Below are 25,253 nucleotides of genomic sequence, written 5' to 3'. Positions count from 1 at the left end.
CGAACGGGCCGTGTGACCCCCGGGGGTCGCACGGCCCGTTCGTGTATCTGTGCCCATACTGGCCATACGGAGGGTGCGTACGAGACTTATGAGAAGTGAGGGCATCAGTGGCCGAGCAGGAGGCCGAGGACCGCAAGCCTCAGTCGGACGAGGCACGCAGCGCCTTCGTGCAGCCCAGCGGTGTGGCGGCGCAGGCGCCGGTGGTCGAGGACGAGTCCCAGACCACCTCCGAGTTCGCCCTTCCCGACGGTCTCGCCACCCCGTCCGCCACGACGCAGGAGACCGAGAAGTCGGCGTTCACCACGCCGCACACGTACAGCGCCCGTAACGCCCCGCCGGCGTTCACGCCCGCGCAGGGCATACCTCTGGTGAAGCTCACCAAGGAGGTGCCCTGGCAGGACCAGATGCGCACCATGCTGCGGATGCCGGTCACCGAGCGGCCCGCTCCCGAGGCCGCGCAGAAGCAGGAGGACGAGACCGGGCCCGCCGTGCCGCGCGTGCTCGACCTGACGCTGCGTATCGGCGAGCTGCTGCTGGCGGGCGGCGAGGGCGCCGAGGACGTGGAGGCGGCGATGTTCGCCGTCTGCCGCAGTTACGGCCTGGACCGCTGCGAGCCGAACGTGACGTTCACGCTCCTGTCGATCTCGCACCAGCCGTCCCTGGTGGACGACCCCGTCACGGCCTCCAGGACGGTGCGCCGCCGCGGCACCGACTACACCCGGCTCGCGGCCGTCTTCCACCTGGTGGACGACATCAGCGACCCCGACATCGAGGTCTCCCTGGAGGAGGCCTACCGGCGCCTCGCGACCATCCGGCGTAACCGTCACCCCTACCCCGGCTGGGCCCTCACGGCGGCCGGCGGGCTGCTCGCCGGCTCCGCGTCCGTACTGGTCGGCGGTGGCGCGCTGGTCTTCCTGGTGGCGGCGGTCGGCGCGATGCTCGGCGACCGGCTCGCCTGGCTGTGCGCCGGGCGCGGGCTGCCGGAGTTCTACCAGTTCGTGGGCGCCGCGATGCCGCCGGCCGGGATGGGCGTGGCGCTCAGCTTCGTGCACACCGAGGCGTCGATGGCCTCGGCGGTCATCACCGGTGGGCTGTTCGCGCTGATCCCGGGGCGGGCCCTGGTGGCGGGCGTGCAGGACGGTCTGACCGGTTACTACATCACCGCGGCCGCGCGTCTGCTGGAGGTCATGTACCTGATCGTGGGCATCGTCTGCGGCGTGCTGATGGTGCTCTCGCTCGGCGTGATGCTCGACGCGACGAACCTGACGCCGGAGACCAAGTTCGGTGTGACCTCGTCGCGGCCGATCATCCAGATCCTGGCGTCCATGGCGTTGAGTCTCGCCTTCGCGATACTGCTCCAGCAGGAGCGCAACACGGTGCTGATCGTGACCCTCAACGGCGGCATCGCGTGGGTGATGTTCGGCGCGCTCGCGCAGACGCCGCTGGCGCTCTCGCCGGTCGCCGCGACGGCCGTGGCGGCCGGTCTGGTGGGCCTGTTCGGGCAGCTCTTCTCGCGCTATCGGTTCGCGTCGTCACTGCCGTACGTGACGGCGGCGATCGGGCCGCTGCTGCCCGGTAGCGCGACGTACTTCGGGCTGCTCGCGCTGGCGCAGAACGACCTGAACACCGGGATCAACTCGCTGACCAAGGCCGTCGCGACGGCGCTGGCCATCGCGATCGGCGTGAACCTGGGAAGCGAGGTCTCCCGGCTGATCCTGAAGTTGCCGGGGGCCGCGACGGCGGCGAACCGCCGCGCGGCGAAGCGGACCAGGGGCTTCTAGCGCGTCAGCGCTTGGCGTGGCGGCCGCGCTGGGACGGGGGCGTGCCCGGCGCGTCCTGCCGCGTCGCCGCCGCCTTCTTGGACTTGCCGCGCGCCCGCAGGAACTCGATGGCGATCGGCACCACCGAGACGAGGACGATCAGGATCAGGATCGCCTCGATGTTCTTGTGGACGAACTCGATGTTGCCGAGCCAGGAGCCGAGCAGCGTGACGCCGGCGCCCCACAGCACACCGCCGATGACGTTGAACGTGATGAACGAGCGGTACCGCATGCCGGAGACGCCGGCGATGATCGGCGTGAAGGTGCGCACGATCGGCACGAAGCGGGCCAGGACCAGCGACTTCGGCCCGTACTTCTCGAAGAACTCGTGCGCCTTGACCACGTTCTCCTGCTTGAAGAGCTTGGAGTCCGGGCGGTTGAACAGCGAGGGGCCGACCTTCTTGCCGAAGAGGTAGCCCGCCTGGTCGCCCAGGATCGCGGCGACGCAGATCAGCAGCACCGCGAGCCAGAGCGGGAAGTCCAGCTTGTTGGTGGTGATCAGCAGGCCGGTGGTGAAGAGCAGCGAGTCGCCCGGCAGGAAGAAGCCGATGAGCAGCCCCGACTCCGCGAAGACGATCAGGAGCAGGCCCCAGATGCCGAACTGGTTCAGCAGATAATCCGGATCCAGCCAGCTTGGTCCGAGCGCAAGCGTCGTCACGGTTCCGGGCTCCTGAGGGTGAGGGGGCGGTGCGGCGGCGGGTGCAGCCGCCCAAAGTTATCAACGCCGGGCGGTGCAACCGGGTTCCACGGTCCCTCTCAGGGTGCATCGTGCGACAACTGGGACAAAGCCCGGGGTGTCAGCCGTTGCGCGCGGCGTTCGCCAGGATCGCATCCCGCAGGTAGACCGCGAGGCCGGGCCGGACGGCGTCGTAGAAGGCCGTGAAGCGCTCGTCCGACACGTACATCTCGCCGAGGCAGGTGTGCAGCTCGTGCGCGCACTCGTAGTGGTGCGCCGAGATGCAGCGGCGGTGCTCCTCCGCCGCGTCCATGGCCTCGGCGGAGTCCGCGGGGACGCCGCGGTCCAGCAGCTCCGCCACGCGCGCGTGCACCGCGTTCATCTCGTCGTTGATCCGCTTCCAGTCGTCCTTGGTGTACGCGGCCGACCTGCGCTGCGACTCCCGGTAGGCCTCGGTGTCGCCCCAGCGCCGCTCGACCTCCTCCGCGTACTGGTCGGGGTCGTGGTCCCCGAAGACCTCGAACTTCTCCTCGGGGGTGAGATCGATGCCCATCTTCTTCGCCTCCATGGCGGTCTCCACGGCGGCGGCCATCTCCTGGAGCTTGTGGATCCGCGCGGTCAGCAGCTCGTGCCGGCGGCGCAGATGGACCCGGGGGTCGGTGTCCGGGTCGTCCAAGAGGGACGCCACCTCGTCGAGGGGGAAGCCGAGCTCCCGGTAGAACAGGATCTGCTGCAGCCGGTCGAGGTCCGCGTCGCTGTAGCGCCGGTGCCCCGCGTGGCTGCGCCCGCCGGGTACCAGCAGGCCGATCTCGTCGTAGTGGTGCAGCGTGCGCACCGTCACTCCGGCAAAACCGGCGACCTGTCCCACCGCGTAGCTCATGGCTTGTGCCCTTCTTCTTCCGGTACGCGGTTCAGCTTCCGTCCTCACGCCGCGTGAGGTGCAAGCCCGCGTTTTCCGGAGACCGCCGCCGGCCCCGCGGCACCGGACCGCTCAGCGGTGGTCGTCCGCGTGCGGCTCGCCCGTCGCGTACGGGTTCTCCTCGTCGTCGGCGAGCACGGCCACGAACCGCTCGCCCTCGCCCGCGAAGGTGTAGGCGCCGCCCTCGATGCGCTCGATCAGCCCGCGCGCCCACTCCAGGCCGGCGTCGGCCATGTGCACCCAGTGGTTCATGATCTCGCCGATGTGGCCCAGCTGCCCGGGGCCGCCCTCGGGCGTGTAGTAGTCCGTGACGGACGCGCGCCACGCCTCGATGGCGCTCACCCGCTCGGCGAGCAGCGCGAGCGCCTCCTCGCGCGGCAGGTCGACGATGAACCCCAGGGCAGCCGTGAGCATGTCCGGGCGCTGGTCGTACGTGGAGAGGGCGCCGCGCAGGAGGGTGAGGTACTCCTCGGTGCCCTGCTCCGTCATCTCGTACTCGGTACGCGGGGGGCCGCCCGCGGTGGACGGCGCGATCTCGTGCGCGTACAGGAATCCCTGCTTCGCGAGCTGCTTCAGGGCGTGGTAGATCGAACCCGGCTTGGCGTTGGACCACTCGTGGGCGCCCCAGTACTCCAGGTCGTTGCGGACCTGGTAGCCGTGGGCGCGGCCGTGCTGGCGCACGGCCCCGAGAACGAGCAGCCGGATCGCTGACATGTACCGCGCCTTCCCCTCAGGGCGCTCCACCACCGGGCGCCTCAGTCATCAATTTTGACTAGGGTACGGGCCCGCCAGCTCGACGAGCTCGAAGGCGGTCCTGCCGTCCAGGGACTCGCGGACGATGTCGGCGTGGCCCGCGTGGCGGCCGATCTCCTCGACGAGGTGCAGCATCAGCCAGCGCATCGACACGGCGCCGTCCTCGGGGAACCACGGCGCCTCGGGCAGCGGGAAGGTGTCGTCGAGGCTCGGCACGCCGCGGACGAACGCCTCGGTCTCGCGGGCGACGTCCGCCCAGAGGTCGAGGACCTGGGCGAGCGTCTCGCCCTCCACCAGGCGGAAGCTGTCGCCCCAGGTCTCCTGGGTGCGGGCGCGCTCGTTCGGCTTCTGCTGGGCCATGCGCAGCCAGTTCAGCTCGGTCTCCGCGACGTGCTTCACGAGGCCGCCCAGGGTCAGCTCGCTGGCGCTGGGACGGGCGTCCGCCTGCTCGTCGGTGAGGCCGATGACCGCACGGCGGACGGCGCCCCGCTGGGCCGCCACGAAGGCGATCAGGGCGCCGCGCTCGTCGCCCCGGGCTTCCGCGCTGACGTGGGTGACCATGGTGTCCGCCTCTCTCCGGCCCGCGGTGCGGGCGCTGCGGCCGGACTGCACCGCCGGCCTTTCGACACCACGGACACTACGGAGCCTTGCGGTCAGGTGCTGTCCGCAAGGCTCCGGGAGGCGGGAGAGGTGTTCCCTCAGAACGGGAAGCGCGACCTGCCGTGCTGCACGGAGATCCACTTCATGGTGGTGAAGGCGTCCACCGTGGAGTCGCCGTTCAGCCGGCCGACGCCCGAGTGCTTCTCACCGCCGAACGGGACGATCGGCTCGTCGTGCACGGTGCCGTCGTTGATGTGGATCATGCCGGTGTCGATGCGCTGGGCGAGCCGCACGCCGCGCTCGATGTCGCCGGTGTGCAGGGCGCCGCTCAGGCCGTACCGGGAGGCGTTGGCGATGCGCACCGCCTCGTCCTCGCCGTCGAAGGGCAGGACGAGCGCGACCGGGCCGAAGATCTCCTGGTCGAGCACCGGGGAGTCGGCGGGCAGGTCCGTCAGGACGGTGGGGGCCACCAGGTTCCCCTCGGTGCGCCCGTGCAGCAGTGCCGTGGCGCCCGCGGTGACCGTCTGCTCGACGAGCGTCGACACGGCCTCCGCCTGCGTGGAGTTGATGAGCGGGCCGATGTGGGTGGCCGGGTCGGACGGGTCGCCCACCTCCAGCGACGCGACCTTGGCGACGAACTTCTCGGTGAACTCGGCCTGCACGGAGCGGTCCACGAGGATGCGGTTGGCGGCCATGCAGACCTGGCCCTGGTGCACGAAGCGGCTGAAGACCGCGGCGTCGACGGCGTAGTCGATGTCGGCGTCGTCCAGGACGATCAGGGCGCTGTTGCCGCCCAGTTCGAGGACGGAGCGCTTGAAGTGCGCCGCGCAGACCGTGGCGACGTGGCGGCCGACCGTGTCCGAGCCGGTGAAGGAGATGACGCTCGGCACCGGGTGCTCGATGAGCGCGTCGCCTATCTCGGCTATGTCGGTGATGACGACGTTGAGGAGACCGGCCGGGAGCCCGGCGTCCTCGAAGACCTTGGCCACCAGGCTGCCGCCGAGGACCGGGGCGTTCTGGTGCGGCTTGAGGACGACGCCGTTGCCCAGGGCGAGCGCCGGCGCGACCGACTTGATCGACAGCAGGAAGGGGAAGTTGAAGGGGCTGATGACACCGACCACGCCCACCGGGACGCGGTACAGGCGGTTTTCCTTGCCGTCGTCCGGCGAGGGCAGGATCCGCCCCTCGGCGCTCAGCGAGAGGTGCACGGCCTCGCGCAGGAACTCCTTGGTGAGGTGGATCTCGAAGGCCGCCTTGAGCCGGGTGCCGCCCAGCTCGGCGATGATCGCCTCGGTGATCTCTTCCTCGCGGTCCTCGACGATCCGCAGGGCGCGCTCGAACACGGCCCGCCGGGCGTAGGGGTTGGTCGCCGCCCAGTCCTTCTGCGCGCGCTCGGCGGCGCGGTAGGCCTGGTCGATCTCGTCCGCCGTGGCGACCGTGATGGACGCCAGCTTCTCCCCGTCGTACGGATTGAAGTCGATGATGTCCCAGGAGCCCGACCCGGCCTTCCACTCCCCGTCGATGTACTGATGAGCCAGGTCAGTGAAGAAGGACATGAGACGGACCCCTTGCCGCGGCAGCAGACGGACGCAAACGGAAGCGCATACCTGATCTCACGTCATAGTACTTATGTTTCAGGTGAGTTGGAGAAGACCCCGGAGAAGATCTCGACTGCCCACCGGGTCGGGACTGTCCTGGTGCAGCTGCGCCACCACGCGCTCGTACTGGGCGACTTCCTCCGCCTTGTCGAGGTAGAGGGCGCCGGTGAGCTGCTCCACGTACACGACGTCGGAGAGGTCGGACTCCGGGAAGCTCAGCATGGTGAAGGCGCCGCTCTCGCCGGCGTGCCCGCCGAAGCTGAACGGCATCACCTGGAGCGTGACGTTGGGGCGCTCGGAGATCTCGATGAGGTGCTGGATCTGCCCTCGCATCACTTCCCGGTCGCCGTACGGGCGGCGCAGCGCGGCCTCGTCCAGGACGCAGTGGAAGCGGGGGGCGTGCTCGGAGGTGAGGAGCTTCTGCCGCTCCAGGCGCAGCGCCACACGCCGGTCGATCTCCGCCCTGCTCGCGCCCTTCATGCCGCGCGCGACGACCGCGTGCGCGTACGCCTCGGTCTGCAACAGGCCGTTGACGAACTGGACTTCATAGACACGGATGAGCGAGGCGGCGCCCTCCAGACCGATGTACGTCTGGAACCAGCCGGGCAGGACGTCGGAGTAACTGTGCCACCAGCCGGTGAGGTTGGCCTCTTTGGCGAGGGAGAGGAGCGCGCCGCGCTCGGCCTCGTCGGTGACGCCGTAGAGCGTCAGCAGGTCCTCGACATCCCTGGACTTGAAGCTCACCCGTCCCAACTCCATGCGGCTGATCTTCGATTCGGAGGCGCGGATCGAGTACCCGGCCGCTTCACGGGTGATGCCGCGCGACTCCCTGAGCCGCCTCAGCTGTGAGCCCAGCAGGATGCGCCGCACCACCGAGCCGCTCGACTCCCCTGCGGTCACTTCGCTCAATCCTCCCCATCGACTGGAAGCCAGCAGTCTGCCATTAAACGCTCCGGGCCGTACACGCCCGGTTACAGAAAGGAAAAGCCTTCGAAAGGCCTCCACAAGAAGTCCCGGGAAGAAATGGGCAAGAACTGGCACGGTAGCGACCAAGTCCGGCGCGTGCACGTGCATCTGCCCTTGCATCTGCTCTACGCATTCGGAACCATGGTCCGCGCGCCACCGTTGTACCGACCGCACCACCGGCGACCGACCGCGCCATCGCACCACCGCTCCATCGCTACGTACCGCGAAACCGGGGAGTGCCTCGCATGGGGACGAATGGATCGACCATGCTCGAGCCGTTAAGGCAGGGGCTACCTCCGATCGACCCATCGGCCGTCTCCGACGCGGCCTCCGTCGCCCTTCCGGCCCGCTACGAAGCGGTGGGCAGCGCACGGCAGTTCACCCGCGCGACGCTCGGCCAGTGGGACCTCGACGAGCGGTTCGACGACATCGCACTCGTGGTCTCCGAACTCGTCACCAACGCGCTGCGCCACGCGCTGCCGGCGGACGCCCCGCGCGATCACCGGGACCCGCCCGTGCGGCTGCATCTGATGCACTGGGCGTCGCGTCTGGTGTGCGCGGTGCGCGACCCCAGCGACGACAGCCCGGTGACGCGTGACGCCGAGGCCGACGACGACTGCTCGGCGGAGTCGGGCCGCGGCCTGTTCCTGGTGGACTCCTTCAGCGACAGCTGGGGCTGGCACCCGCTCGCGGGCGCGCTGCGCGGCAAGGTGGTCTGGGCGCTGTTCCGGCTGGGGTGAGGCGGGGGCCGGGCGGGGCGAACTCGGCCTGGGATGAGACTGGTTCAGCCGGTTCAGCCGGTTCAGCCGGTTCAGCCACCTATGAGGTGGTCGAACTCCCCGTCCTTCATGCCCAGAAGCATCGCCTCGATCTCGGCGCGCGTATAGACGAGCGCCGGGCCGTCAGGGAACCGCGAGTTGCGCACGGCGACATCGCCGCCCGGCAGTTTCGCGAACTCCACGCACGATCCCTGCGAGTTGCTGTGTCTGCTCTTCTGCCAGACGACCCCGTGAAGCTCCGTGGCCGCCATGCCGTTGAATGCGTGGTGCACAGGTCGCTCCCCGGTGGTGCAGTGCCGTCAGTGGCTGTAGATGCAGTGGTCAACTGTTCCGGATCATAGCTGTGTTCACATGCCGATGCATGGGCAGATGCACGTGCACGCGGGGTGTTCCCTTGGTTACAGGCCTGTCGGCGCCCGCACCGAATCCCTCCCGAATCCCCCATGTCGTGCGAACGCCGGTCACCGGCCGTGAAGTTCCTTGCCGTCGATAACGCCGGATAGCCCTGGATCGAGCCCTTCGTGCACCAAGAAGAGACGCACCCGGCGCCCTTTCTGTTCCAGGATTCAAACAACTCGTCCCGCATCAAGGTTGGCCGGATCGGTTTCCGCACGGCGAAAGGCCTCCCGTCACACCCGGGGGAATGGGGGTGACGGGAGGCCTGCGCGCCCTTTCGGGGCCGCGGTCAGCGCTTGCCGAAGCGGCGCTCGAAGCGCTCGACACGGCCCGCCGTGTCCAGCACGCGGGCCGTACCCGTGTAGAAGGGGTGGCTCGCGGACGAGACCTCGACGTCGACGACCGGGTACGTGCGGCCGTCCTCCCAGTCGACCGTCTTCGTGCCGGTCGCGGTCGAGCGGGTGAGGAAGGCGAAGCCGGCGGCCTTGTCGCGGAAGACGACGGGGCCGTACGGGGGGTGGATGTCCTTGCGCATGACGGTCAGCGCTCCTCTCGGAAGTCGGCATGGCGTCCGGCCATGGGGTCGTACTTGCGCAGCACGAGGCGGTCGGGGTCGTTGCGGCGGTTCTTGCGGGTCACGTACGTGTAGCCGGTTCCCGCGGTGGAGCGGAGTCTGACGACGGGGCGGAGTTCGTTGCGGGCCATGGGCCCAGTATACGAAAATGACTTCCGTTTTCAATAGGGGGTGCTGTTCCCCCGCCGAGAGGTACGTCACCTGGTAGCTTGGCGCGCGATTCGGCCGGGGACGGGGACGAAAGCAGGGACAGGGCACGTCCGACCCGATTCCGGCACGCCGGTGCCATGAGGGGGACTTCAAGTGCGTACGTACGTCCGTAGTGTCCGTGTGGGTGCCGCGGTGGCCGGGCTGGCCGCCGCGCTCGTCCTGACCGGTTGCAGCAGCGACGGGGACGGGGGCGGGGGTGACGGCGGGGGCAGCGGCAAGAAGGACCGCGGCGCGGCCGGGGCGAGTGGTTCGAGCGGGTCGAGCGGTTCCGAGGGGTCCGGAGACTCCGGGAGCGCGGACGGGAACGCGTCCGGCGGCTCGGGCGGCAGCCTGGAGGGGACGTGGATCGCCACGGCCGGCGGCAAGCCGCTCGCCCTCGCCGTCACCGGCAAGACGGCGACGCTGCTCGGCGAGGACGTGCTGTGCAACGGCACGGCGGACGAGAAGGCGGGCTCCCGGATGATCGACCTGAAGTGCCCCAAGGGGAACTCCGACCGTACGACGGGTCGGGTCGAGTCCGTGGACGGCAAGTCGATGAAGGTCGCCTGGGAGGGGGCCGGCCAGGACGAGTTCCTGAAGACGGAGGGCGGCAAGCTGCCCGAGGGGCTGCCGACGCAGGGCATGCCGCAGTCCTGAGGACTTGGGCAGACGGAGCTCGGGCAGGGGGGCCTGGGCAGACGGGGCTTGGGCAGGGAAGCTTGGGCACGGGCTTAGGCGGGCGGGCTTGCGCCTCCCGCTGCCTGTGCGTCCTGGCCTCAACCTGGCGTGGCCTCACCGGAGTTCCGCGGTCCGTCGCCGTCCGGTGGCGGTTGGTGCCGCGGCTGGTTCCCCTTCGTCGCCGAGCCGTCCACCAGCATCGGCGGGGGTGCGGTGTCCAGGGCGTCGGACAGTTCGTCGAGGGTCTGGAGGAGCAGGCCCGCTCCCCTGCGGACCACGCGGTCGGGGACGCCCTCGCCGTCCCACTCCGCCAGGGCCGTACGGACCGCGTCCCAGTGCGGTACGCGGCGTTCGCGCACCGCCTTCGCGCCCTGTTCCGTCGCCTTGCGCAGCGCGTCGGCGAGGCGGGCCGCGGCGGGCACGGGGGTGTCGCCCCGCTCCGGCAGGTGTGCCTCCATCAGCATGGCGACGCGGCCCATCTGGGCGAGCGCCTCCTCCGCGTCGGCGGCCACGGCGCGGGAGAGGCCGCGGTGGCGCACCGGCTCGTTCTCGGCCCGGTTCTTCGCCTCCTGCCAGGCGACGCGGGCGTCACGGGCGGCGAGCAGGGCCTCCCGTACGTCGGGGCACGCCTTGCCGGCCGGGTGGGCGTAGTGGTCGACGACCGCGGCGGCGTACCGCCCGTACGCGATCATCCAGTCGGCGAGGCGGGTGCGGAGTCTCGGGGTCTCCCAGGCGGGGTAGACCGCGTACGCGATCATCCCGAGGATGCCGCCCATCAGGGTCAGGACGACCCGCTCCGGCACGGTCTGCGTCCACTGCTGGCCGCCCATGCCGAGCAGGAACACGACGTACGCGGCGACGCAGGCCTGGGCGGCGACCTGGCCCGTGCGCATCAGCAGGTACATCATCCCGGCGCAGAACACGGCGAGCGCGGCGGACAACCCCGTGCCGGGGTGCGCCAGTTGTACGAGTCCGGAGGCGAGGGCGACCCCGATGAGGGTGCCCCCGAAGCGGGCGACGGCGCGGGAGTACGTCTGCGAGAAGTCCGGCCGCATCACCATGACCGAGGCCATGGGCGCCCAGTACCCGTGCCCGAACGGCAGCCAGGTGCCGAGCAGATACCCGGCGGCGGCGACGGCGGTGACCCGGATCGCGTGCCGGGTCACGGGCGAGTCGTGCCGGAAGTCGGCCCGAACGGCCCGCACGGCGGCGGGCAGCAACGCGAAGAGGCTGGGCCGGAGGAGCGGGACGGGCTGGGTCTCGGACGGGGGACGGGGGTGAGGGTGGGGGTGGGGGGTGCCGTTCGGGTCCGGGGGCGGGGTTACGGAGGGTGGCTTCGGGGGCGGCGGCGCCGTCACGGAGGGAGTGTCGGGGCGCGAGGTCGCGGGGGATGCCGTGTCGGGGCGGGGTGGCGTGGGGGGCGCGGGGTCAGGGCTCGGCGGCGTGGCGGATGCGGAGTCGGGGCTCGGCGGTGTGGCGGATGCGGAGTCGGGGCTCGACGGCGTGGCGGATGCGGAGTCGGGGCTCGACGGCGTGCCGGGCGCCGTGTCAGGAGGCGGTGGCGCTGCGGACGCCGAGTCAGGGCTCGGCCGCGTGCCGGACGGCGAGTCGGAGCGCTGCGGTGTGGAGGGCTCCGAGTCAGGGCTCGACGCCGTGCCGGACGGCGAGTCCGAGCGCTGTGGCGTGGACGGCTCCGAGTCAGGGCTCGGCCGCGTGCCGGACGGCGAGTCGGGGCTCGGCGGCGCGGGGGACGCCGTGTCGTGCGTCGGGGTGTTCTGCGTGTTGCCCGCCGTCTCCAGTACGTCCCTCAGGAGCGCGCCCAGGCGGGTCGCCGCGCGGTAGGCCGGGCCCGTCAGGATCGCCCCCGTGTCCGGGGTCTTCAGCGCGGCCATCGCCGCCGGCGGGACCCTGACCGGGTCGCCGTGGCGGATCGCGCGGGCCGCGGCGTCCAGGACCGAGCCCGCCGCGGCGAGGAGTTCGCGGACCCGGTCCCGCTCCTTGCCCTCCTCCGGGACGCCGACCGCCGGGTCCGCGAGGGAGGCCAGGACCGGGCGGATGCGTTCGGCGAGGCCCCGTGCGCCGTGCAGTTCCGCGGGGCGGGTGCGGGCCTGGCGCGGGGTGATCGTCGCCGCGTCGCGCGCCGCCATCAGGGGTTCGGGGTCGAACGGGGCCACCGGATCGTGACGGAGCCGGCGCGCGTAGTCCGCCTCGGCCGCCAACGCGTCGGCCAGGGCGTCGCGGTGGGCGCCCCATCTGCGTACCGGAAAGAGGATCACCAGAGCCGCCTGCACGCAGCCCCCGACGACCATCATCGCCGCGTGCCCCGCGGCCTCCGCGACCGAGGTCGGCAGGGTGACCGTCACCAGCATGATCGCGACGTTGGACGACGCGATGATGCCGACCGTCGGACCCGCCGCCCAGCTCAGGCCCGCCAGGAAGGTCCAGAGGCAGAGGAGGGCCAGGAAGAGGAGCAGGTGGGAGCCGGTGAGATAGCCGAGGAAGGTGGAGACGGCGAGGCTCGTGCCGGAGGCGAGGGCGAGCTCAGGACGCGGGCGCCAGCTGCGCTGGAACGTGGCGATCGCCGCCTGGAACGCGCCGAACGCCGAGCTCGCGGCCACCGCCGGGCCGAACAGGGTGAGGCTGACGCCGATGATGATCGCGAGGCCGGCCGCGCCCCGCAGGGCGACCAGGGGTTCCAGGCGTTTGCGCTCGACGGTCAGGCCCGAGCGAGCTGTCTCTTTCAGCGCGCGGAGCCAGGTCACTCTGCGATGATACGGGGCATATCGGGCAGGGCGGAGGCGGCGGCACCGCACCCTGGCCCCGTAGGACCCCCGTCCTCCGGGCCCTCGGTCCCCTCGGCTCCCCCCTGGCCACCCCGACCCCCGTGGCCCCCGTGGCCCCCGCATCAGGTCAGGGCAGTGCCCGGCCCCGGCCCCGGCCTCCCCGCCCGACCTCCGCCCGGTCCGCCGCCGCCGTGCCGTGGGCCCAGCCCTCGCCGTCCGTCACGCCCCGCACCCGGGTCGTGGTCGTCTCCGGGAACATCCGCTCGGCGCGGTCGGTGACGGCGACGTCGCGGGCGGCAAGCACCGGGAGCAGGTCGGGAGGCGGGCCGGCCCCGTCCCGCGCATCCCGCGCCGCCTCCCGCGCCGCCTCCGTCACCGCGTGTTCGCCGGCCTCGGCGAGGCGGGCGCCGATGCGGTGCGCGTACGCCACCAGGAAGGACTGCCGGAACGTCTTCGTGCGCTTGCGGCCCGCCGCGCGCTGCCCCGCCTCCGCCTTGGTCATCGCCGTCGTGCCCTGCACCAGGAGGGAGGTGTGGAGCAGTTCGACCGCCTCCAGGTCGGACTCGAAACCGACGACGGCCGAGAAGCCGAACGCCTCGTTCCACACCGCGCGGCAGTGGTTGGCGGCGGCGACGGCGTCGAGGAGCATCGCCTTCGCCGTCTCGTAGGGGGCGTCGACTCCGATCCGGCACGCCCCGGGGGCGTCCTCGGCGTGCGTACGGGCGGCGAGCAGCGCCTCGTCGAGGGAGTGCCGGGCCATCAGCTCCTGGGCCTTGGCGGTGAGCGCCTCGGCCTCCTCCGGGTAGCCGGTGGCCTCGGCCTTGGCGAGGAGGGCGCGGATACGGGTGAGCGTGCGGGACTCGCCCTCGACCGGGCCGGGGACGGACTCGCCCGGGGGCGGCCCGACCGGTTCGAGCGGGGGCAGGCGCAGGAGCAGGCGGTAGAGCTGGAGGTGGGTGGTGGCCCGGGTGAAGCGGTCGGTCCCGGCCGCCCGGGTCCGCGCGGGAGGCGCGCTGTGCGCGGGCGCAGTGGGCGCGGTGGGTGCGATCTCCGCCAGCTGGGCGGCCCAGCGGGGCGGCAGGTGGGCGTAACGGCCGGTCTCCGCGTGGATCAGGGCCGCGGTCAGCCGGACGTGCGGGTCGTCCAGGTCGCGGCGGACCATGCGGAGCACGTCGGCGGGCTGCCAGCCGTGCCGCCAGGCGCGGGTGAGGTACTCCTCGCCGCGGCGCCGCAACTCGTCGTCCGATGCGGGGGACGCGGCCAGGAGGGACGCGCCGGTGTCCAGGCCCGCGTCGCCGTCGCCGTACAGCGCCGCCGCGAACGCCCTGTCGATCACCGAATCCATGAGGTCAAGGGTAGACACGCCGCGGCGCCCCGAATCCCGTCCCCACGTCCCGTCCCCCACGTCCCGTCCCCCGAGACCCGGAGATCCCCTAGGGGTAGGGCAGGCCCTACCCCTCACCCGCCCCCCAGTGGTCGTGTGCCGGGCGGCTTCGGGCGGTTGGCTCCAGGCATGAGCGAAAACGTCGTACGCAACGACGGTGACGGCCGCCTCCGTCGCCTCCCCCGCCACCTCCCCCGCCGGTGTTCCGGCCGGCTCCCCCGTGCCGCGCGGACGGCGGGCGCGGCGGAGGTGACGGGACGATGAAGCGGGTTCTTCTCGCCTCCCTGCGCCGGCGGTGGAGCAGTCTGCTCGGGGCCTTCGTGGCCGTCGCCCTCGGCGTGGGGCTCGTCGCCGCCATGGGGCTCGGTCTCGACGCGAGCCTGACGGCGCCGGACCGGGCGCCCGTGCGGTTCGCCGGGTCGCCGGTCGTGGTCATGGGGCAGGACCGGCTCACGGTGCGGGTCGAGCGCGGGCCCGGCACCGACCTCGTGTCGAAGCCGCTCGCTCATCCACACCCTGTGGACATCGAACTTCTGCGCGAGCTGCGGCGGCTCGGCCCCGTCCGGCTCGACGGCGACGCGCGGGACGCCGTCGGCGTCGACGCCCCCGCGCGGCAGGTGCGCGAGACCGTCGGCGACCGTGCCCTCGTCCTCACCGGCGACGCGCGCCGCCGCGCCGACCCGGGCGCCGCGCGGGACGCCGCGGCGCTGGTGGCCGTCAACGCCTTCCTCGGCACGGCGGGCGGGGTGGCCGCCTTCGTCTCGGTGTTCGTCACCGCGTCGACGTTCGGGTTCGTGGTGGCGCTGCGGCGGCGGGAGTTCGGGCTGCTGCGGATGGCCGGGGCGACGTCCGGCCAGGTGCGCCGGCTGCTCCTGGGCGAGGCGCTCGCGGTGGGCGTCCTGGCGTCCGCCGCGGGATGCGCGCTCGGGGCGTGGGGCGGGCCGCTGCTCGCGCGGCAGCTGGTGGAGGCCGGGATCGCGCCGTCCTGGTTCCGGGTGCGGGCGGAGCTGCCGGGTGCCTGGCCGGCCGGGCCCCTCGGCCTCTCCGCCGGGTCCGGCGCCGCACCCTCGTGGCCCTTCCACCTCGCCTTCTGGACCGGTCTCGTGGTGGCCGTCTCGGGTGCGTGGGCCGCGGCGCGGCGGGCCGGGCGCGTCGCCCCGGCCGAGGCGATGCGCGACGCGTCCGTGGACACCGGCGTGCTGCCGCGGAGCCGGCGGGTCGCGGGGGCGGTGCTGCTCGCCTGCGGGATCGGCCTCCTCGTACGGGCCCTGGGCACGGACCCCTCCGCCCTGCTGAAGCGGAAGACGTACACGACCCAGCCGATGGTCCTCATCACCGCGGCTGCCGCGCTCGCGCCGCTGCTCGTGCCGCCCCTCGCCCGCGCCTTCCGGCTGCCCGGCGCCGTGGGGCGCCTCGTCCGCGCCAACTCCGCCGCCGCCGTGCGCCGCACCGCCGCCGTCGCGGCGCCGGTCCTCGTGACCGTCGCCCTCGCGGGCAGCCTCCTCGGCTCGGCGCAGACGGTGGGCGCCGCGCGGGCGGCGGAGGCCCGGGAACAGGTGCGGGCCGACCTCGTCGTCACGGGCGGGAAGCTGCGGCGCGTGGGCGTCGGGGACGTGCCGGGGGCCGCGGCGGTCTCGCCGTCCGCGTCCACCGCCGTGTTCGTACGGGAGGGGGGCAGCGCCCTGGTCCGCTCCGAGGCCCGCGCGGTGGCCGATCCCGCGGCGCTGGCGGCGACGGCCCGTCTCCCGGTCGTCGCGGGCGACGTCCGGGACCTGGACGACCGGTCCATCGTCGTCAACGAGGAGTGGGAGCGGCACGAGGTCGGCGAGCGCGTCGCGGTCCGGCTCGGCGACGGGCGGCCCGCGCGGCTGCGGATCGCGGCGGTGCTGGCGCGCGGGACGGGGAACAACGGCGCGTACGTGACGTCGGCGAACGCGCGGGCGGCGACGGTGGACCGTATCGACGTACGCCTGGAGCGGAGTCCGACCGTCGGCGGCACCGAGCCCGCTGCGGCGGCCACCACGCCCGGCACGCCCGCAGCGCCCGCCCCGGCCGCCGTGTCCACCGCCTCCGCCGCGCTCGCCGCCCGGAGCGGGGGCGAGGTGCGCACGGCCGGCGAGTGGCTGGCCGCGACGCACCCGCGGACCAAGCCCCAGACGCGCCTCGGGCTGCTGATGATCCTCGGCATCTGCCTCGTGTACACGGGCATCTCGCTCGCGAGCACCTTGCTGATGGCCACCCCGGGGCGCCGCACCGAACTGCGCTCCCTGCGCCTCGCGGGCGCCACGCGCGGCCAGGTGCGGCTGGTGGTGGCGGGTGAGGCGCTGGCCGCCGTGGCGGTGGGCACGCTCCTCGGTCTCGCCGTCACCGCACTCGGCCTGGGCGGCCTCTCCGCCGCCCTGTCCCGCCTCTCGGCCCCGGCGGCGGTGACGGTCCCGTGGGACGCGCTCGGGGTGAGCGTGGGGGTGTGCGCGCTGGTGGCGGTGACGGCGGCGGTGGCGGGGACGGCCGGGCTCCTGGGGGCGGCGGGAGGGGGGCGGCAGGACTGAGCGCCGCGAACCCCGCCCCCCTCCGACCTGAAGGACGCCAGGGGCGTCCACCACCAGAGCCCCAGCGCACCGACGGGCCCCGCCGCCGGGGTCAGCTGTCGCCGCCCTCGTCGATCAGGCGGCGCACCTCGCGGTCGACCAGGCCGAGGCGCGCCTCCGCCACCAGGGGGACCGCGCGGCGCGCGCGGCGGGCCTCGTGGACGTCGATGTCGACGGTCACCAGGCCCGGCTCCCACTTCGGCGCCTGCGCGACGACCGTGCCGCGCGGGTCGACGACGCGGGAACCGCCCCAGAACGAGGCGCCGTTCTCGTTCCCGACCCGGTTCACGAAGACGACCCAGCACTGCAGCATGCGGGCCGTGCAGGAGAGCAGCGTGTCCCAGTACAGGCCGGTGTCCATGGCCTCGGGGTCCAGGCTCGCCGCGCTGTTCGTGGGCACGAGGATGACCTCGGCGCCGTCCTGCACGGCGAGCCACGGCAGCACCGGCTGCCAGGCGTCGTTGCAGATGAGGGTGGCGGCGCGGCCGTGCCCGCCGGGCAGGTCGTACGCGCGCAGGTGCTGGCCGGGGCTGACGTGCTTGCGCTCCTCCCACGCCAGGTAGTTCGGCAGGTACAGCTTGCGGTGGACGTGCAGCGGGCGGCCGCCCGAGAAGTACGCCGACGTGTTGTACGCGCGCAGCGCGGTGTGCTCGTGGAGGCCGACCAGGGCGTCCGGACCGCCGGGTTCCGTCAGGGCGAGCAGGCGCGGGTCGTCGGCGGTGATCGACGTGTCCCTCGCCAGGCCGCCCAGGTGGTAGCCGTGCAGGCTCAGTTCGGGGAAGACGACCAGGTCCGCGCCCTGGGTCGCCGCCAGGGCGAGCTGCTCCCGCGCGGTCCGCAGGTTCTCCTCGACCCCGCCCAGGGCGCAGTCGGTCTGTGCCAGCGCCACTCGCATGGGGCGAGCCTCGCAGCGGGGGGCGGGACGCGCACGCGGGGACGGCCGTACGTGGCGCACGGGGACGGCCGTACGTGCCACGCGTGGTGAGCCGTGCGCGGTCCGCGCGCGGTGCGGCCGTACGGGGGCGGGCCCGGGGCGGGCCGGGTGGGGCGGCACCGGCGTGCGGTCGCGATGTCAGTGGCGGGTGCGAGACTCCGGCGTATGGAGCACGAACGGTGGGTCATCGCCGCCGGTGCGGGACGTGGCGCGGAGCTCGTCCCCGTCGGCGCCGACGGGCTGCCCGTCGGCGACGTGGTCCGCGCGCCCGATCTCGCCGAGGCCGTCCGGAGCCGCCCCGCCGTCGGCCGGTGGATCTGGCGGTCCACGGCCGGTGTCTATCCGCGCCTGCTCGCCGCCGGCGTCCGCGTGGAGCGGTGCTACGACATCGAGGCCGCCGAGCTCCTCCTCCTCGGTCACGAGGGCCGCCTCGGCGAGCCCCGTTCCGCGGCCGCCGCCCTCGCCCGGCTGCGCGGCGCACCCGTACCCCCCGATCCCCCGCCCCGCGCCGCCGAGCGCGGTGCCCGCGCGCAGGACTCGCTCTTCGAGGCGGGCCCCGTCGGCGTGGAGCTGTCCCTCGCGGACCTCGTGCGGGTCCACGCCGAGCAGCAGCGACGGCACGACGCCACCGCCCACCCGGCCCGCATGCGGCTGCTCACCGCATCCGAGTCCGCGGGCATGCTGGTGGCCGCGGAGATGAACGCCGCGGGGCTGCCCTGGCGGGCCGACGTCCACCGCGAGCTCCTGCGCGAGCTGCTCGGCGAGCGGTACGCGGGAGGCGGCGAGCCCCGCCGCCTCGCCGAGCTGGCCGACGAGGTGTCGGCCGCGTTCGGCCGCCGCGTCCGGCCGGACCTGGCCGCCGACGTCGTCAAGGCCTTCGCGCAGGCCGGCATCAGGGTGAAGTCGACGCGGCGCTGGGAGCTCGAAGAGATCGACCACCCCGCGGTGCAGCCCCTGATCGAGTACAAGAAGCTGTACCGCATCTGGACGGCGCACGGCTGGAGCTGGCTCCAGGACTGGGTGCACGAGGGCCGTTTCCGCCCCGAGTACACCCCGGGCGGCTCGGTCAGCGGCCGCTGGACGACCAACGGCGGCGGCGCCCTGCAGATCCCCAAGGTGATCCGCAGGGCCGTCGTCGCCGACCCCGGCTGGCGGCTCGTCGTCGCCGACGCCGACCAGATGGAGCCGCGGGTCCTCGCCGCGATCTCCCGCGACCGGGGCCTGATGGAGGTGGCGGGCAGCGAGGAGGACCTCTACACCCGGCTCTCCGACCGCGCGTTCTCCGGCGACCGCGACCACGCGAAGCTCGCGCTGCTCGGCGCGGTGTACGGCCAGACGTCGGGCGACGGCCTGAAGAACCTGGCCGCGCTGCGGCGCCGCTTCCCGCTGGCGGTCGCGTACGTGGACGACGCGGCGAAGGCGGGCGAGGAGGGCCGGCTCGTACGGACCTGGCTGGGCCGCACGAGTCCGCCGGCGGCGGGGGCCGGGGAGCACGACGAGGCGGGCATCCCGCAGGAGGCGCCTGCCGGACCCGGTTCCGGGGCCGACGGCGGCGAACCGGCGGACGGGGGCGGCGAGTTCACGCCCGGGTACGCCTCGTCCAACACCCGTGCGCGGGGCCGCTTCACGCGCAACTTCGTGGTGCAGGGCAGCGCGGCGGACTGGGCGCTGCTGATGCTGGCCGCCCTGCGGCGGACGATCGCGGAGGGCGGCCTCCGCGCCGAGCTCGTGTTCTTCCAGCACGACGAGGTCATCGTGCACTGCCCCGCCGACGAGGCCGAAACGGTGGCGCTCGCCGTCCGCGACGCGGGGAACCTCGCGGGCCGCATCGCGTTCGGGGAGACCCCGGTCCGCTTCCCTTTCACCACCGCGGTCGTGGAGTGCTACGCGGACGCGAAGTAGAAGTGGAAGTAGCGGGAGTAGCGGGAGTAGGGGAAGTGGGGGAAGTAGGGGGAGACCGGCTGGGGGGGGCGAGCGCGAGGGCCGTCTCTGCGCCTTCGCGCCCTCATGCCCTCACGCCCCTCACGCCCCACACGCCCCACACGCCCCACATCTTCGAGAGCGTCCCCGCCGTCACGCCTCCGGCAGCCGCACCGTGAACAGTGAGCCCTTGCCCGGCACGCTCCGCGCCGTCACCGTGCCGTCGTGCGCCTCCACCAACTTCCGCACGATGGACAGGCCGAGGCCGCTGCCGCCCGTCGCGCGGGTCCGTGACTTGTCGGCGCGCCAGAACCGGTCGAAGACGTGCGGCAGGTCCGCGGCGTCGATGCCGGTGCCGGTGTCGGCGACCTCGATCAGCACCCCGTCGGCCGTGGCGCGGCAGCTGACGCGGACGCTGCCGCCGCGAGGGGTGTGGCGGACGGCGTTGGAGACGAGGTTGCCGATCGCCTGGCGCAGCCGCAGCGGGTCGGCCGACACCCGCGGATCCCCGTACGCGGTGGCGCGCAGCCGTACGCCCGCGGTGTCCGCCCGCGCCTGATGCGCCGCGGCGACCTGCTCGGCGATGTCGGCGGCGCGCACCGGCTCGCGGTGCAGCCGGAGCGTGCCGGCGTCGGCGGCCGCCAGGTCCTGCAGGTCGTCGACGATGTGCTGGAGCAGCAGGGCCTCTTCGAGGAGCGAGGTGACCAGCTCCGGGTCGGTCTCGACGACGCCGTCCTCCGCGGCCTCCAGCCATCCGCGGATGTTGGACAGCGGGGTGCGCAGCTCGTGCGCGACGTCGCTGACCATCGCCTTGCGCTGTTCCTCCAGGGCCTTGCGGTGGGCCGCCATGTCGTTGAAGGCGGCGGCCAGTTGGCTGATCTCGCCCGCCGAGCGGGTGGCGCGCTCGGGGACCGGGGCGCTCGCCTCGCCCGTCTTCATGCGCCACGTCGCGGCGGTGAGCGCGCGCAGCGGCCGGGTGAGCCGGGTCGCGGCGAGCGCGGTGACGGCGACCGTGACGGCGAGGACGGCCGCGGCGAGACCCGCCAGGCGCACGGTGTTGTCCCGCGAGAGGCTGAAGCCGGGCGTGCTCCGGGTGCCGTCGGACGCGGTGATGAAGAGCAGGGCGGGCGCGGAGACGTACGGGCCGAGCTGCTCGCGGCGCGCGGTGTCGACGCAGGACGCGGCGGCGGTGGCGGCGGCGGTCGTCGCGGCCGGGGCGGAGCCTCGCGTCCTGGTGGCGCGGGATGCGGTGCCGTTGTCGGGTGAGGTGCGGGGTGCGTGCTCGGCGGAGCCCCGCGCAGGGGCGGACGGCGGGTCGGGAGCGGGACCGGCGGCGGGACCGGAGGCGGGATCGGGAGCAGGATCGGAGGGGGAGCCGGCTGCGGGGGGCGCTGGGTCGGACGCCGAGTCCGCGTAGGGCGTCGTGGACTCAAACGTCGGTACGACGGTGCCGACCGGACGCGGCCCGCTCCGCCCGCGCAGGTCGAGGCCGACCGGGACGGCGGGGAGACCGTGCCGCTTCATGCACGCGTCGGAGAGGGAGTTGAGCTTCTTGAGCGCCTTCTGCTCGGTCGCGGTGGGCAGGTCGAGCGGCGGCACGCGGCAACTGGCCTTGAGGTAGTCGCCGAGATCGTGTTCCACCTGGACGGTGGGCCGACCGCTCGGGCCGACGACGACCTCGGGGGCCGCGCCCAGCTCGGAGAGGCAGGCCGCGCTCCGGTCTGCGGCCTGCCGGAGCCGGGTGCGTTCCGCCTCGGTGAGGCGGTAGGGCCCGACCGCGCGCGGGTCGATGCGGTCGGCGGTGGTGGCGTCCGGGCCCGCGTCCCCGTCCGTACGTCCGGGGGCCAGCATCGAGTCGACGGCGAGCGGGTCGAGGACGGCGGAGGCGGTCGGGGGGAGGGAGGTGCGCTTGGGGCCGCCCTCCCCCGGCCCGCCCGCCTTTCCGGCGCCGTAAGCCTCTCCGGCGCCGTCAACCTTGCCCGTACCTCCTGCCTTGCCCGTACCGCCTGCCTTGTGGGTGCCACCCTCCCCCGGACCCGCCGCCTTGCCGGAGCCCTCCCCGCCCTCCCCGTCGCGGCCGGACCCCGGCGGTGCCGGGTGCCGCGGGGTCGCCGAGTCCGCGATGACCCTGCGGTCCTGGGTGGTGAGGGCGATGCGGCGGCCGGTACGCCGGGACAGTTCGCGGACGGCTTCGTCGGCGCCCCGCCACTCCGGGGCGCTCGCGCCGACGCCGATGAGCTTGTCGTAGATACGGGCGTCGTCGGCGAGGACCTGGCCCTGCTCCTGACGCAGGGCGCCGGACGTCGTCTGCGCCGCGAGCCACGCCGTCGCGGCGATCGAGCCGACGGAGACTAGGACGGAGACGGCGAGCAGCCGGGCGAGCAGGGACTTGCGGAGCGGGATGTCACGCGCCACGTCGCGCCGCCGCCCCGCCCACGGGGACCGTACCGGCGACGGGGGTCCCCGCCGGGACCGTACCGGCGACGGACGTCCCCGCTGGAGCCGTACCGGCGACGGATGCGCCCGTGTCCCGCGGCTCGTCCCGGCCCGCCGCGCCGCTCGCCAGCTTGTACCCCACCCCGAAGACCGTCACGAGGCGGTCCGGACGGCGCGGGTCGGCCTCGATCTTCTTGCGGAGGTTGAGGATGTGCACGTCGACCGTGCGCGCGGATATGTAGCCGGACGAACCGTGGATGCGGTCGAGGAGCTGCGGGCGCGTGAAGACCCGGTCCGGCTCCTCCGCGAGGACGCTGAGCAGGTCGAACTCGCCCGGCGTGCACTCCACGTGCCGCCCGTCCACCGTCACCTCGTGCCGCAGCGGGTCGACGACGAGACCCGCGACGCGCAGGATCCGCCGGTCGGCGTCGGGCAGCGGCGGATGCACGCCGCCGGTGCGGCGCAGCAGCGTCCGCACCCGGGCCATCAGCTCGCGCGGGCTGTACGGCTTGGTGAGGTAGTCGTCGGCGCCGAGGTCGAGGCCCAGGAGCAGGTCGTCCTCCGTGGTGCGGGCGGTGAGCATCAGGATCGGCAGCCGGGTCAGCTCGGGCGGCCCGTCCGCGTTCCGCAGGAACCGGGTGACCGCCAGGCCGTCCGTGCCGGGCATCATCACGTCGAGGATCAGCAGATCCGGCGGTCTGCGCCGCACCGCGTCGAGCGCGGCGGAACCGTCGTGGACGACGGCGACCGCGTGGCCGTCGCGCTCCAGATAGCGGCGGACCAGCTCGGCCTGTTTCTCGTCGTCCTCCGCGACCAGGACAAAAGCGCACATGGCGTTGAGGATAGGCATGCCGGTGCCCGGTTCAGGAGGGGCGAGGGGGATCCGCGCGCAGGCCTGACAGGATCCTCATAAGTGACCGGTGGGCCGGCTCAGGAGCGGTTCGACCCGCGCCCGGCCCCGCCGCCCTTCGCCCCGTGCCCGCCGCCCTTCGCCTCGGCCTCGCCGGCGCCCGGGGAGAGCTCGCCGTTGGTCCAGGCGTAGACCGTGTCGCCGTCGACCGCCACCCGGTACGCGTGCAGGTCGCCGCATTCCGTACGGGAGCGCGAGGGCGTGCGGTCCGGCCACCAGGACGCGTCCAGGTCCGGCCCGCCGACCCGGGGCGCGTCGGCACCGCAGTCCGCGCCCCGCTCCGTACGACCGTCACGGCCCCGCTCCGTACGCCCGTCATGATCCCGCCCCGCGAGCGTGTAGCGGATCAGTTTCGCCCCGCCGGTCGTCTTCACCTTGACCTTGACGTTCCGGGCGTCGTCCGGGATCCACGCGGGCAGGACGAACGCCAGGTCCCCCTTGGTCGGTGCGCCCGCCGCCGTGGCGAAGGACTTCGTCTTCTCCTTGAAGACGTGCTCGCTGACGGCGTCCGGCATCAGCGCGCTGTTCTTCAGCGTGGGCCCCGCGACGGCGACGGCCCCCGCGGCGACCAGACACCCGGCCACGGTGAAGACGACGATGCCGGCCTTCCTGCTGTCGGCACCGGCCGCGTCCCCACGGCCGCCGTCGCGGACACCGCCACGGCCACCGTCGCGGGCGTCCGCCCTCGGATCGCCCGTCCGCTGCCCGCCGGCACCGGCCTTCTTCTTGTTCAGAGGCATGGCACCAGTCTTCGGCCTCGCGCGCCGGATCACGTACGGCCGCAGGACGAAACCCCCCGTAGGTCTGGAGACAGAGGTCGTACGCCGCGTCCCCCTCAAGTCGGACGCGACCCCACGGCTACACGGGCCCGGCACCGGACCCGGCCCGAGCTGCCGGTGATCACGCCCCGCCCCTCACCCGCGAGATCTCCGCCAGCGCCCGCAACGCCCCGGCGAGCACCCCCGGCGGCGGCGACGCGAGCCCGATCCGCACGGCGCCCGGCGCCACGTGGCCGGTCTCCGGAGCCGAGTGACCGGTCACGGCGAAGGCCGAGCCGGGCGTGACGGCGATGCCCCGTTCCGCCGCCGCCCCGACGAACGTCTCGGCCCGCCAGGGCGCCGGCAGCTCCCACCAGCAGTAATAGGCCCGAGGGTCGGTCCAGAACCGCCCCCGCGCCCCCGCGTCGATCAGCCGCTCCCGGACGATGCGGTGCCGCACGGCCGCGTCGGCGCGCTTGGCCGCGGTCAGCGCCTCCACGGTCCCGTCCCCCGCCCACCGCACCAGCGCCGCCAGATTGAACGCCCCCGCCGTCCACGCCCCCGACCGCAGGGCGCGCGCGAGGGCGTCCAGGTGGCCGGGCGGGGCGGCGATCATGCCGACGGTGAGGCCGGGCGCGAGCCGCTTGGAGAGGCTGTCGAGGAAGACGACGCGGTCCGGCAGCCGGGTGGCGAGCGGCGCGGGCGCGTCCGGCGCGAGAAACCCCCACGTGCCGTCCTCGACGACGGCGAGGCCCAACGCGTCGATCACAGCGGCGAGTTGCTGCCGCCGCTCCTCGCCCGCCGTCACCGACAACGGATTCTGCAGGGTCGGCTGTACGTAGACACCGCTGAGGGACGCCTTCCGGTGGGCGTCGGCGAGCGCACCGGGCCGCATGCCCTGCTCGTCCACGGCGACCGGCACGAGCCGCAGCCCGAGCTGTGCGGCCACCGCCTTCACCAGCGGATACGTCACCTCCTCGACACCGACGCGGTCGCCGGGGCGGGCCAGCGAGGAGAGGGCCGCGGCGATCGCCTGCCGGCTGTTCCCCGCGAACAGCACGCGTGCAGGCTCCGGCCGCCATCCGCCGCGCGCGAGCACGGAGGCGGCGGCGTCCCGCGCCTGCGGGGTGCCGTCGGGCGCGGCGGTCCGGGTCGCGTCGAGCAGCACGTCGGGCCGCAGCAGCGGCGCGAGCGCCCGGCCCATGAGCACCGACTGGCCCTTCACGACCGGGTAGTTGAGTTCGAGGTTGACGGTCGCGGGCGCCGGTGGCCCGGCGGCCGGCCCCTCGGTCAGGGCGGCGCCACCGGGGTGCGGGGCGGCGGCCCGTACGAAGGTGCCGCGGCCGACCTCGCCGACGACGAGCCCGCGCCGCGCGAGCTCGCCGTACACGCGGATGGCCGTGGAGTTGGCGATCCGCCGGCGCCGGGCGAAGAGCCGCTGCGGAGGCAGCTGGTCCCCGGCGCGCAACGTCCCCGCCTCGATCTCCCGGGCCACGTCGTCGGCGACGCGCCGGTAGTCGTCCCGCCCAGTCATGCCCATCCCACCCCACTTCCGCCCGCACCCGCCCCGCACACATTGCACCGAGAGCAAA

The 25,253-nt window shown here is 73.7% G+C and carries 21 protein-coding genes; 5 read left to right on the top strand and 16 right to left on the bottom strand.

The window, feature by feature from the left end; translation table 11 throughout:
• The first annotated feature begins 107 nt into the window (after nucleotides 1-107).
• Entirely contained in the window at nucleotides 108-1,781 is a 1,674-nt protein-coding gene (locus ACZ6B8_RS15640) for a threonine/serine exporter family protein (RefSeq protein ID WP_471087476.1), read from the top strand.
• Nucleotides 1,782-1,785: 4 nt separating this feature from the next.
• Here ACZ6B8_RS15640 and ACZ6B8_RS15635 read toward each other — a convergent pair whose 3' ends face one another.
• From ACZ6B8_RS15635 to ACZ6B8_RS15610, 6 genes are all read right to left on the bottom strand, one after another.
• Complete coding sequence (locus ACZ6B8_RS15635) at nucleotides 1,786-2,478, bottom strand: DedA family protein (protein WP_471087473.1); 693 nt, start codon at nucleotides 2,476-2,478, stop codon at nucleotides 1,786-1,788.
• A 139-nt stretch (nucleotides 2,479-2,617) separates the two neighbouring features.
• Nucleotides 2,618-3,376 (bottom strand): MerR family transcriptional regulator, encoded by a 759-nt coding sequence (locus ACZ6B8_RS15630; protein ID WP_471087470.1) that lies wholly within the window; start codon nucleotides 3,374-3,376, stop codon nucleotides 2,618-2,620.
• A gap of 111 nt (nucleotides 3,377-3,487) precedes the next feature.
• A complete protein-coding gene (locus ACZ6B8_RS15625) occupies nucleotides 3,488-4,129 on the bottom strand; it encodes a PadR family transcriptional regulator (RefSeq protein WP_471607529.1) in 642 nt (213 codons plus the stop codon).
• 48 nt (nucleotides 4,130-4,177) lie between these two features.
• Nucleotides 4,178-4,729, bottom strand: coding sequence for a DinB family protein (locus ACZ6B8_RS15620; protein ID WP_471607528.1), 552 nt, complete (start codon nucleotides 4,727-4,729; stop codon nucleotides 4,178-4,180).
• A gap of 137 nt (nucleotides 4,730-4,866) precedes the next feature.
• Nucleotides 4,867-6,324: an aldehyde dehydrogenase family protein gene (locus tag ACZ6B8_RS15615; protein ID WP_471607527.1), complete on the bottom strand. Its 1,458-nt coding sequence runs from the start codon at nucleotides 6,322-6,324 to the stop codon at nucleotides 4,867-4,869.
• A gap of 78 nt (nucleotides 6,325-6,402) precedes the next feature.
• Nucleotides 6,403-7,266: a helix-turn-helix domain-containing protein gene (locus ACZ6B8_RS15610; RefSeq protein ID WP_471087458.1), complete on the bottom strand. Its 864-nt coding sequence runs from the start codon at nucleotides 7,264-7,266 to the stop codon at nucleotides 6,403-6,405.
• Nucleotides 7,267-7,577: 311 nt separating this feature from the next.
• Between ACZ6B8_RS15610 and ACZ6B8_RS15605 the strand changes: the two genes are divergently transcribed.
• Complete coding sequence (locus ACZ6B8_RS15605; RefSeq protein WP_471087455.1) at nucleotides 7,578-8,072, top strand: ATP-binding protein; 495 nt, start codon at nucleotides 7,578-7,580, stop codon at nucleotides 8,070-8,072.
• A 71-nt stretch (nucleotides 8,073-8,143) separates the two neighbouring features.
• On the opposite strand, the gene ACZ6B8_RS15600 is transcribed toward ACZ6B8_RS15605, so the two are convergent.
• From ACZ6B8_RS15600 to rpmG, 3 genes are all read right to left on the bottom strand, one after another.
• The gene (locus ACZ6B8_RS15600) at nucleotides 8,144-8,383 is read right to left on the bottom strand and encodes a DUF397 domain-containing protein (protein WP_223775964.1); all 240 of its coding nucleotides are present in this window, start codon (nucleotides 8,381-8,383) and stop codon (nucleotides 8,144-8,146) included.
• A 413-nt stretch (nucleotides 8,384-8,796) separates the two neighbouring features.
• On the bottom strand, nucleotides 8,797-9,042 hold the full coding sequence (locus ACZ6B8_RS15595; RefSeq protein ID WP_471087452.1) for a type B 50S ribosomal protein L31: 246 nt from the start codon (nucleotides 9,040-9,042) through the stop codon (nucleotides 8,797-8,799).
• 5 nt (nucleotides 9,043-9,047) lie between these two features.
• Nucleotides 9,048-9,212 (bottom strand): 50S ribosomal protein L33, encoded by a 165-nt coding sequence (gene rpmG, locus ACZ6B8_RS15590; protein ID WP_471087449.1) that lies wholly within the window; start codon nucleotides 9,210-9,212, stop codon nucleotides 9,048-9,050.
• 199 nt (nucleotides 9,213-9,411) lie between these two features.
• Here rpmG and ACZ6B8_RS15585 point away from each other — a divergent pair, with 199 nt between their 5' ends.
• On the top strand, nucleotides 9,412-9,927 hold the full coding sequence (locus ACZ6B8_RS15585; RefSeq protein ID WP_471607526.1) for a hypothetical protein: 516 nt from the start codon (nucleotides 9,412-9,414) through the stop codon (nucleotides 9,925-9,927).
• 119 nt (nucleotides 9,928-10,046) lie between these two features.
• Here ACZ6B8_RS15585 and ACZ6B8_RS15580 read toward each other — a convergent pair whose 3' ends face one another.
• Both ACZ6B8_RS15580 and ACZ6B8_RS15575 read right to left on the bottom strand, forming a co-directional pair.
• Nucleotides 10,047-12,710 (bottom strand): FUSC family protein, encoded by a 2,664-nt coding sequence (locus tag ACZ6B8_RS15580; protein WP_471607525.1) that lies wholly within the window; start codon nucleotides 12,708-12,710, stop codon nucleotides 10,047-10,049.
• A 148-nt stretch (nucleotides 12,711-12,858) separates the two neighbouring features.
• The gene (locus ACZ6B8_RS15575) at nucleotides 12,859-14,076 is read right to left on the bottom strand and encodes a DUF2786 domain-containing protein (RefSeq protein WP_471607524.1); all 1,218 of its coding nucleotides are present in this window, start codon (nucleotides 14,074-14,076) and stop codon (nucleotides 12,859-12,861) included.
• Between the two features lie 299 nt (nucleotides 14,077-14,375).
• Between ACZ6B8_RS15575 and ACZ6B8_RS15570 the strand changes: the two genes are divergently transcribed.
• The gene (locus tag ACZ6B8_RS15570; protein ID WP_471607523.1) at nucleotides 14,376-16,664 is read left to right on the top strand and encodes an FtsX-like permease family protein; all 2,289 of its coding nucleotides are present in this window, start codon (nucleotides 14,376-14,378) and stop codon (nucleotides 16,662-16,664) included.
• Nucleotides 16,665-16,755: 91 nt separating this feature from the next.
• On the opposite strand, the gene ACZ6B8_RS15565 is transcribed toward ACZ6B8_RS15570, so the two are convergent.
• Entirely contained in the window at nucleotides 16,756-17,598 is an 843-nt protein-coding gene (locus tag ACZ6B8_RS15565) for a nitrilase-related carbon-nitrogen hydrolase (RefSeq protein ID WP_471087434.1), read from the bottom strand.
• A gap of 204 nt (nucleotides 17,599-17,802) precedes the next feature.
• Between ACZ6B8_RS15565 and ACZ6B8_RS15560 the strand changes: the two genes are divergently transcribed.
• The gene (locus ACZ6B8_RS15560) at nucleotides 17,803-19,539 is read left to right on the top strand and encodes a bifunctional 3'-5' exonuclease/DNA polymerase (RefSeq protein WP_471607522.1); all 1,737 of its coding nucleotides are present in this window, start codon (nucleotides 17,803-17,805) and stop codon (nucleotides 19,537-19,539) included.
• A gap of 171 nt (nucleotides 19,540-19,710) precedes the next feature.
• On the opposite strand, the gene ACZ6B8_RS15555 is transcribed toward ACZ6B8_RS15560, so the two are convergent.
• From ACZ6B8_RS15555 to ACZ6B8_RS15540, 4 genes are all read right to left on the bottom strand, one after another.
• Complete coding sequence (locus ACZ6B8_RS15555; RefSeq protein ID WP_471607521.1) at nucleotides 19,711-21,972, bottom strand: sensor histidine kinase; 2,262 nt, start codon at nucleotides 21,970-21,972, stop codon at nucleotides 19,711-19,713.
• Complete coding sequence (locus ACZ6B8_RS15550) at nucleotides 21,962-22,825, bottom strand: response regulator transcription factor (protein WP_471087425.1); 864 nt, start codon at nucleotides 22,823-22,825, stop codon at nucleotides 21,962-21,964. The genes ACZ6B8_RS15555 and ACZ6B8_RS15550 overlap by 11 nt, the downstream gene beginning before the upstream one ends.
• Before the next feature lie 98 nt (nucleotides 22,826-22,923).
• Nucleotides 22,924-23,643: a hypothetical protein gene (locus ACZ6B8_RS15545; RefSeq protein ID WP_471607520.1), complete on the bottom strand. Its 720-nt coding sequence runs from the start codon at nucleotides 23,641-23,643 to the stop codon at nucleotides 22,924-22,926.
• A 160-nt stretch (nucleotides 23,644-23,803) separates the two neighbouring features.
• Nucleotides 23,804-25,195, bottom strand: coding sequence for an aminotransferase-like domain-containing protein (locus ACZ6B8_RS15540; RefSeq protein WP_471607519.1), 1,392 nt, complete (start codon nucleotides 25,193-25,195; stop codon nucleotides 23,804-23,806).
• Nucleotides 25,196-25,253 lie beyond the last annotated feature (58 nt).

The organism is Streptomyces sp. NPDC041122 (assembly GCF_055592445.1).
This window is presented reverse-complemented; position numbering and strand designations above follow the sequence as displayed.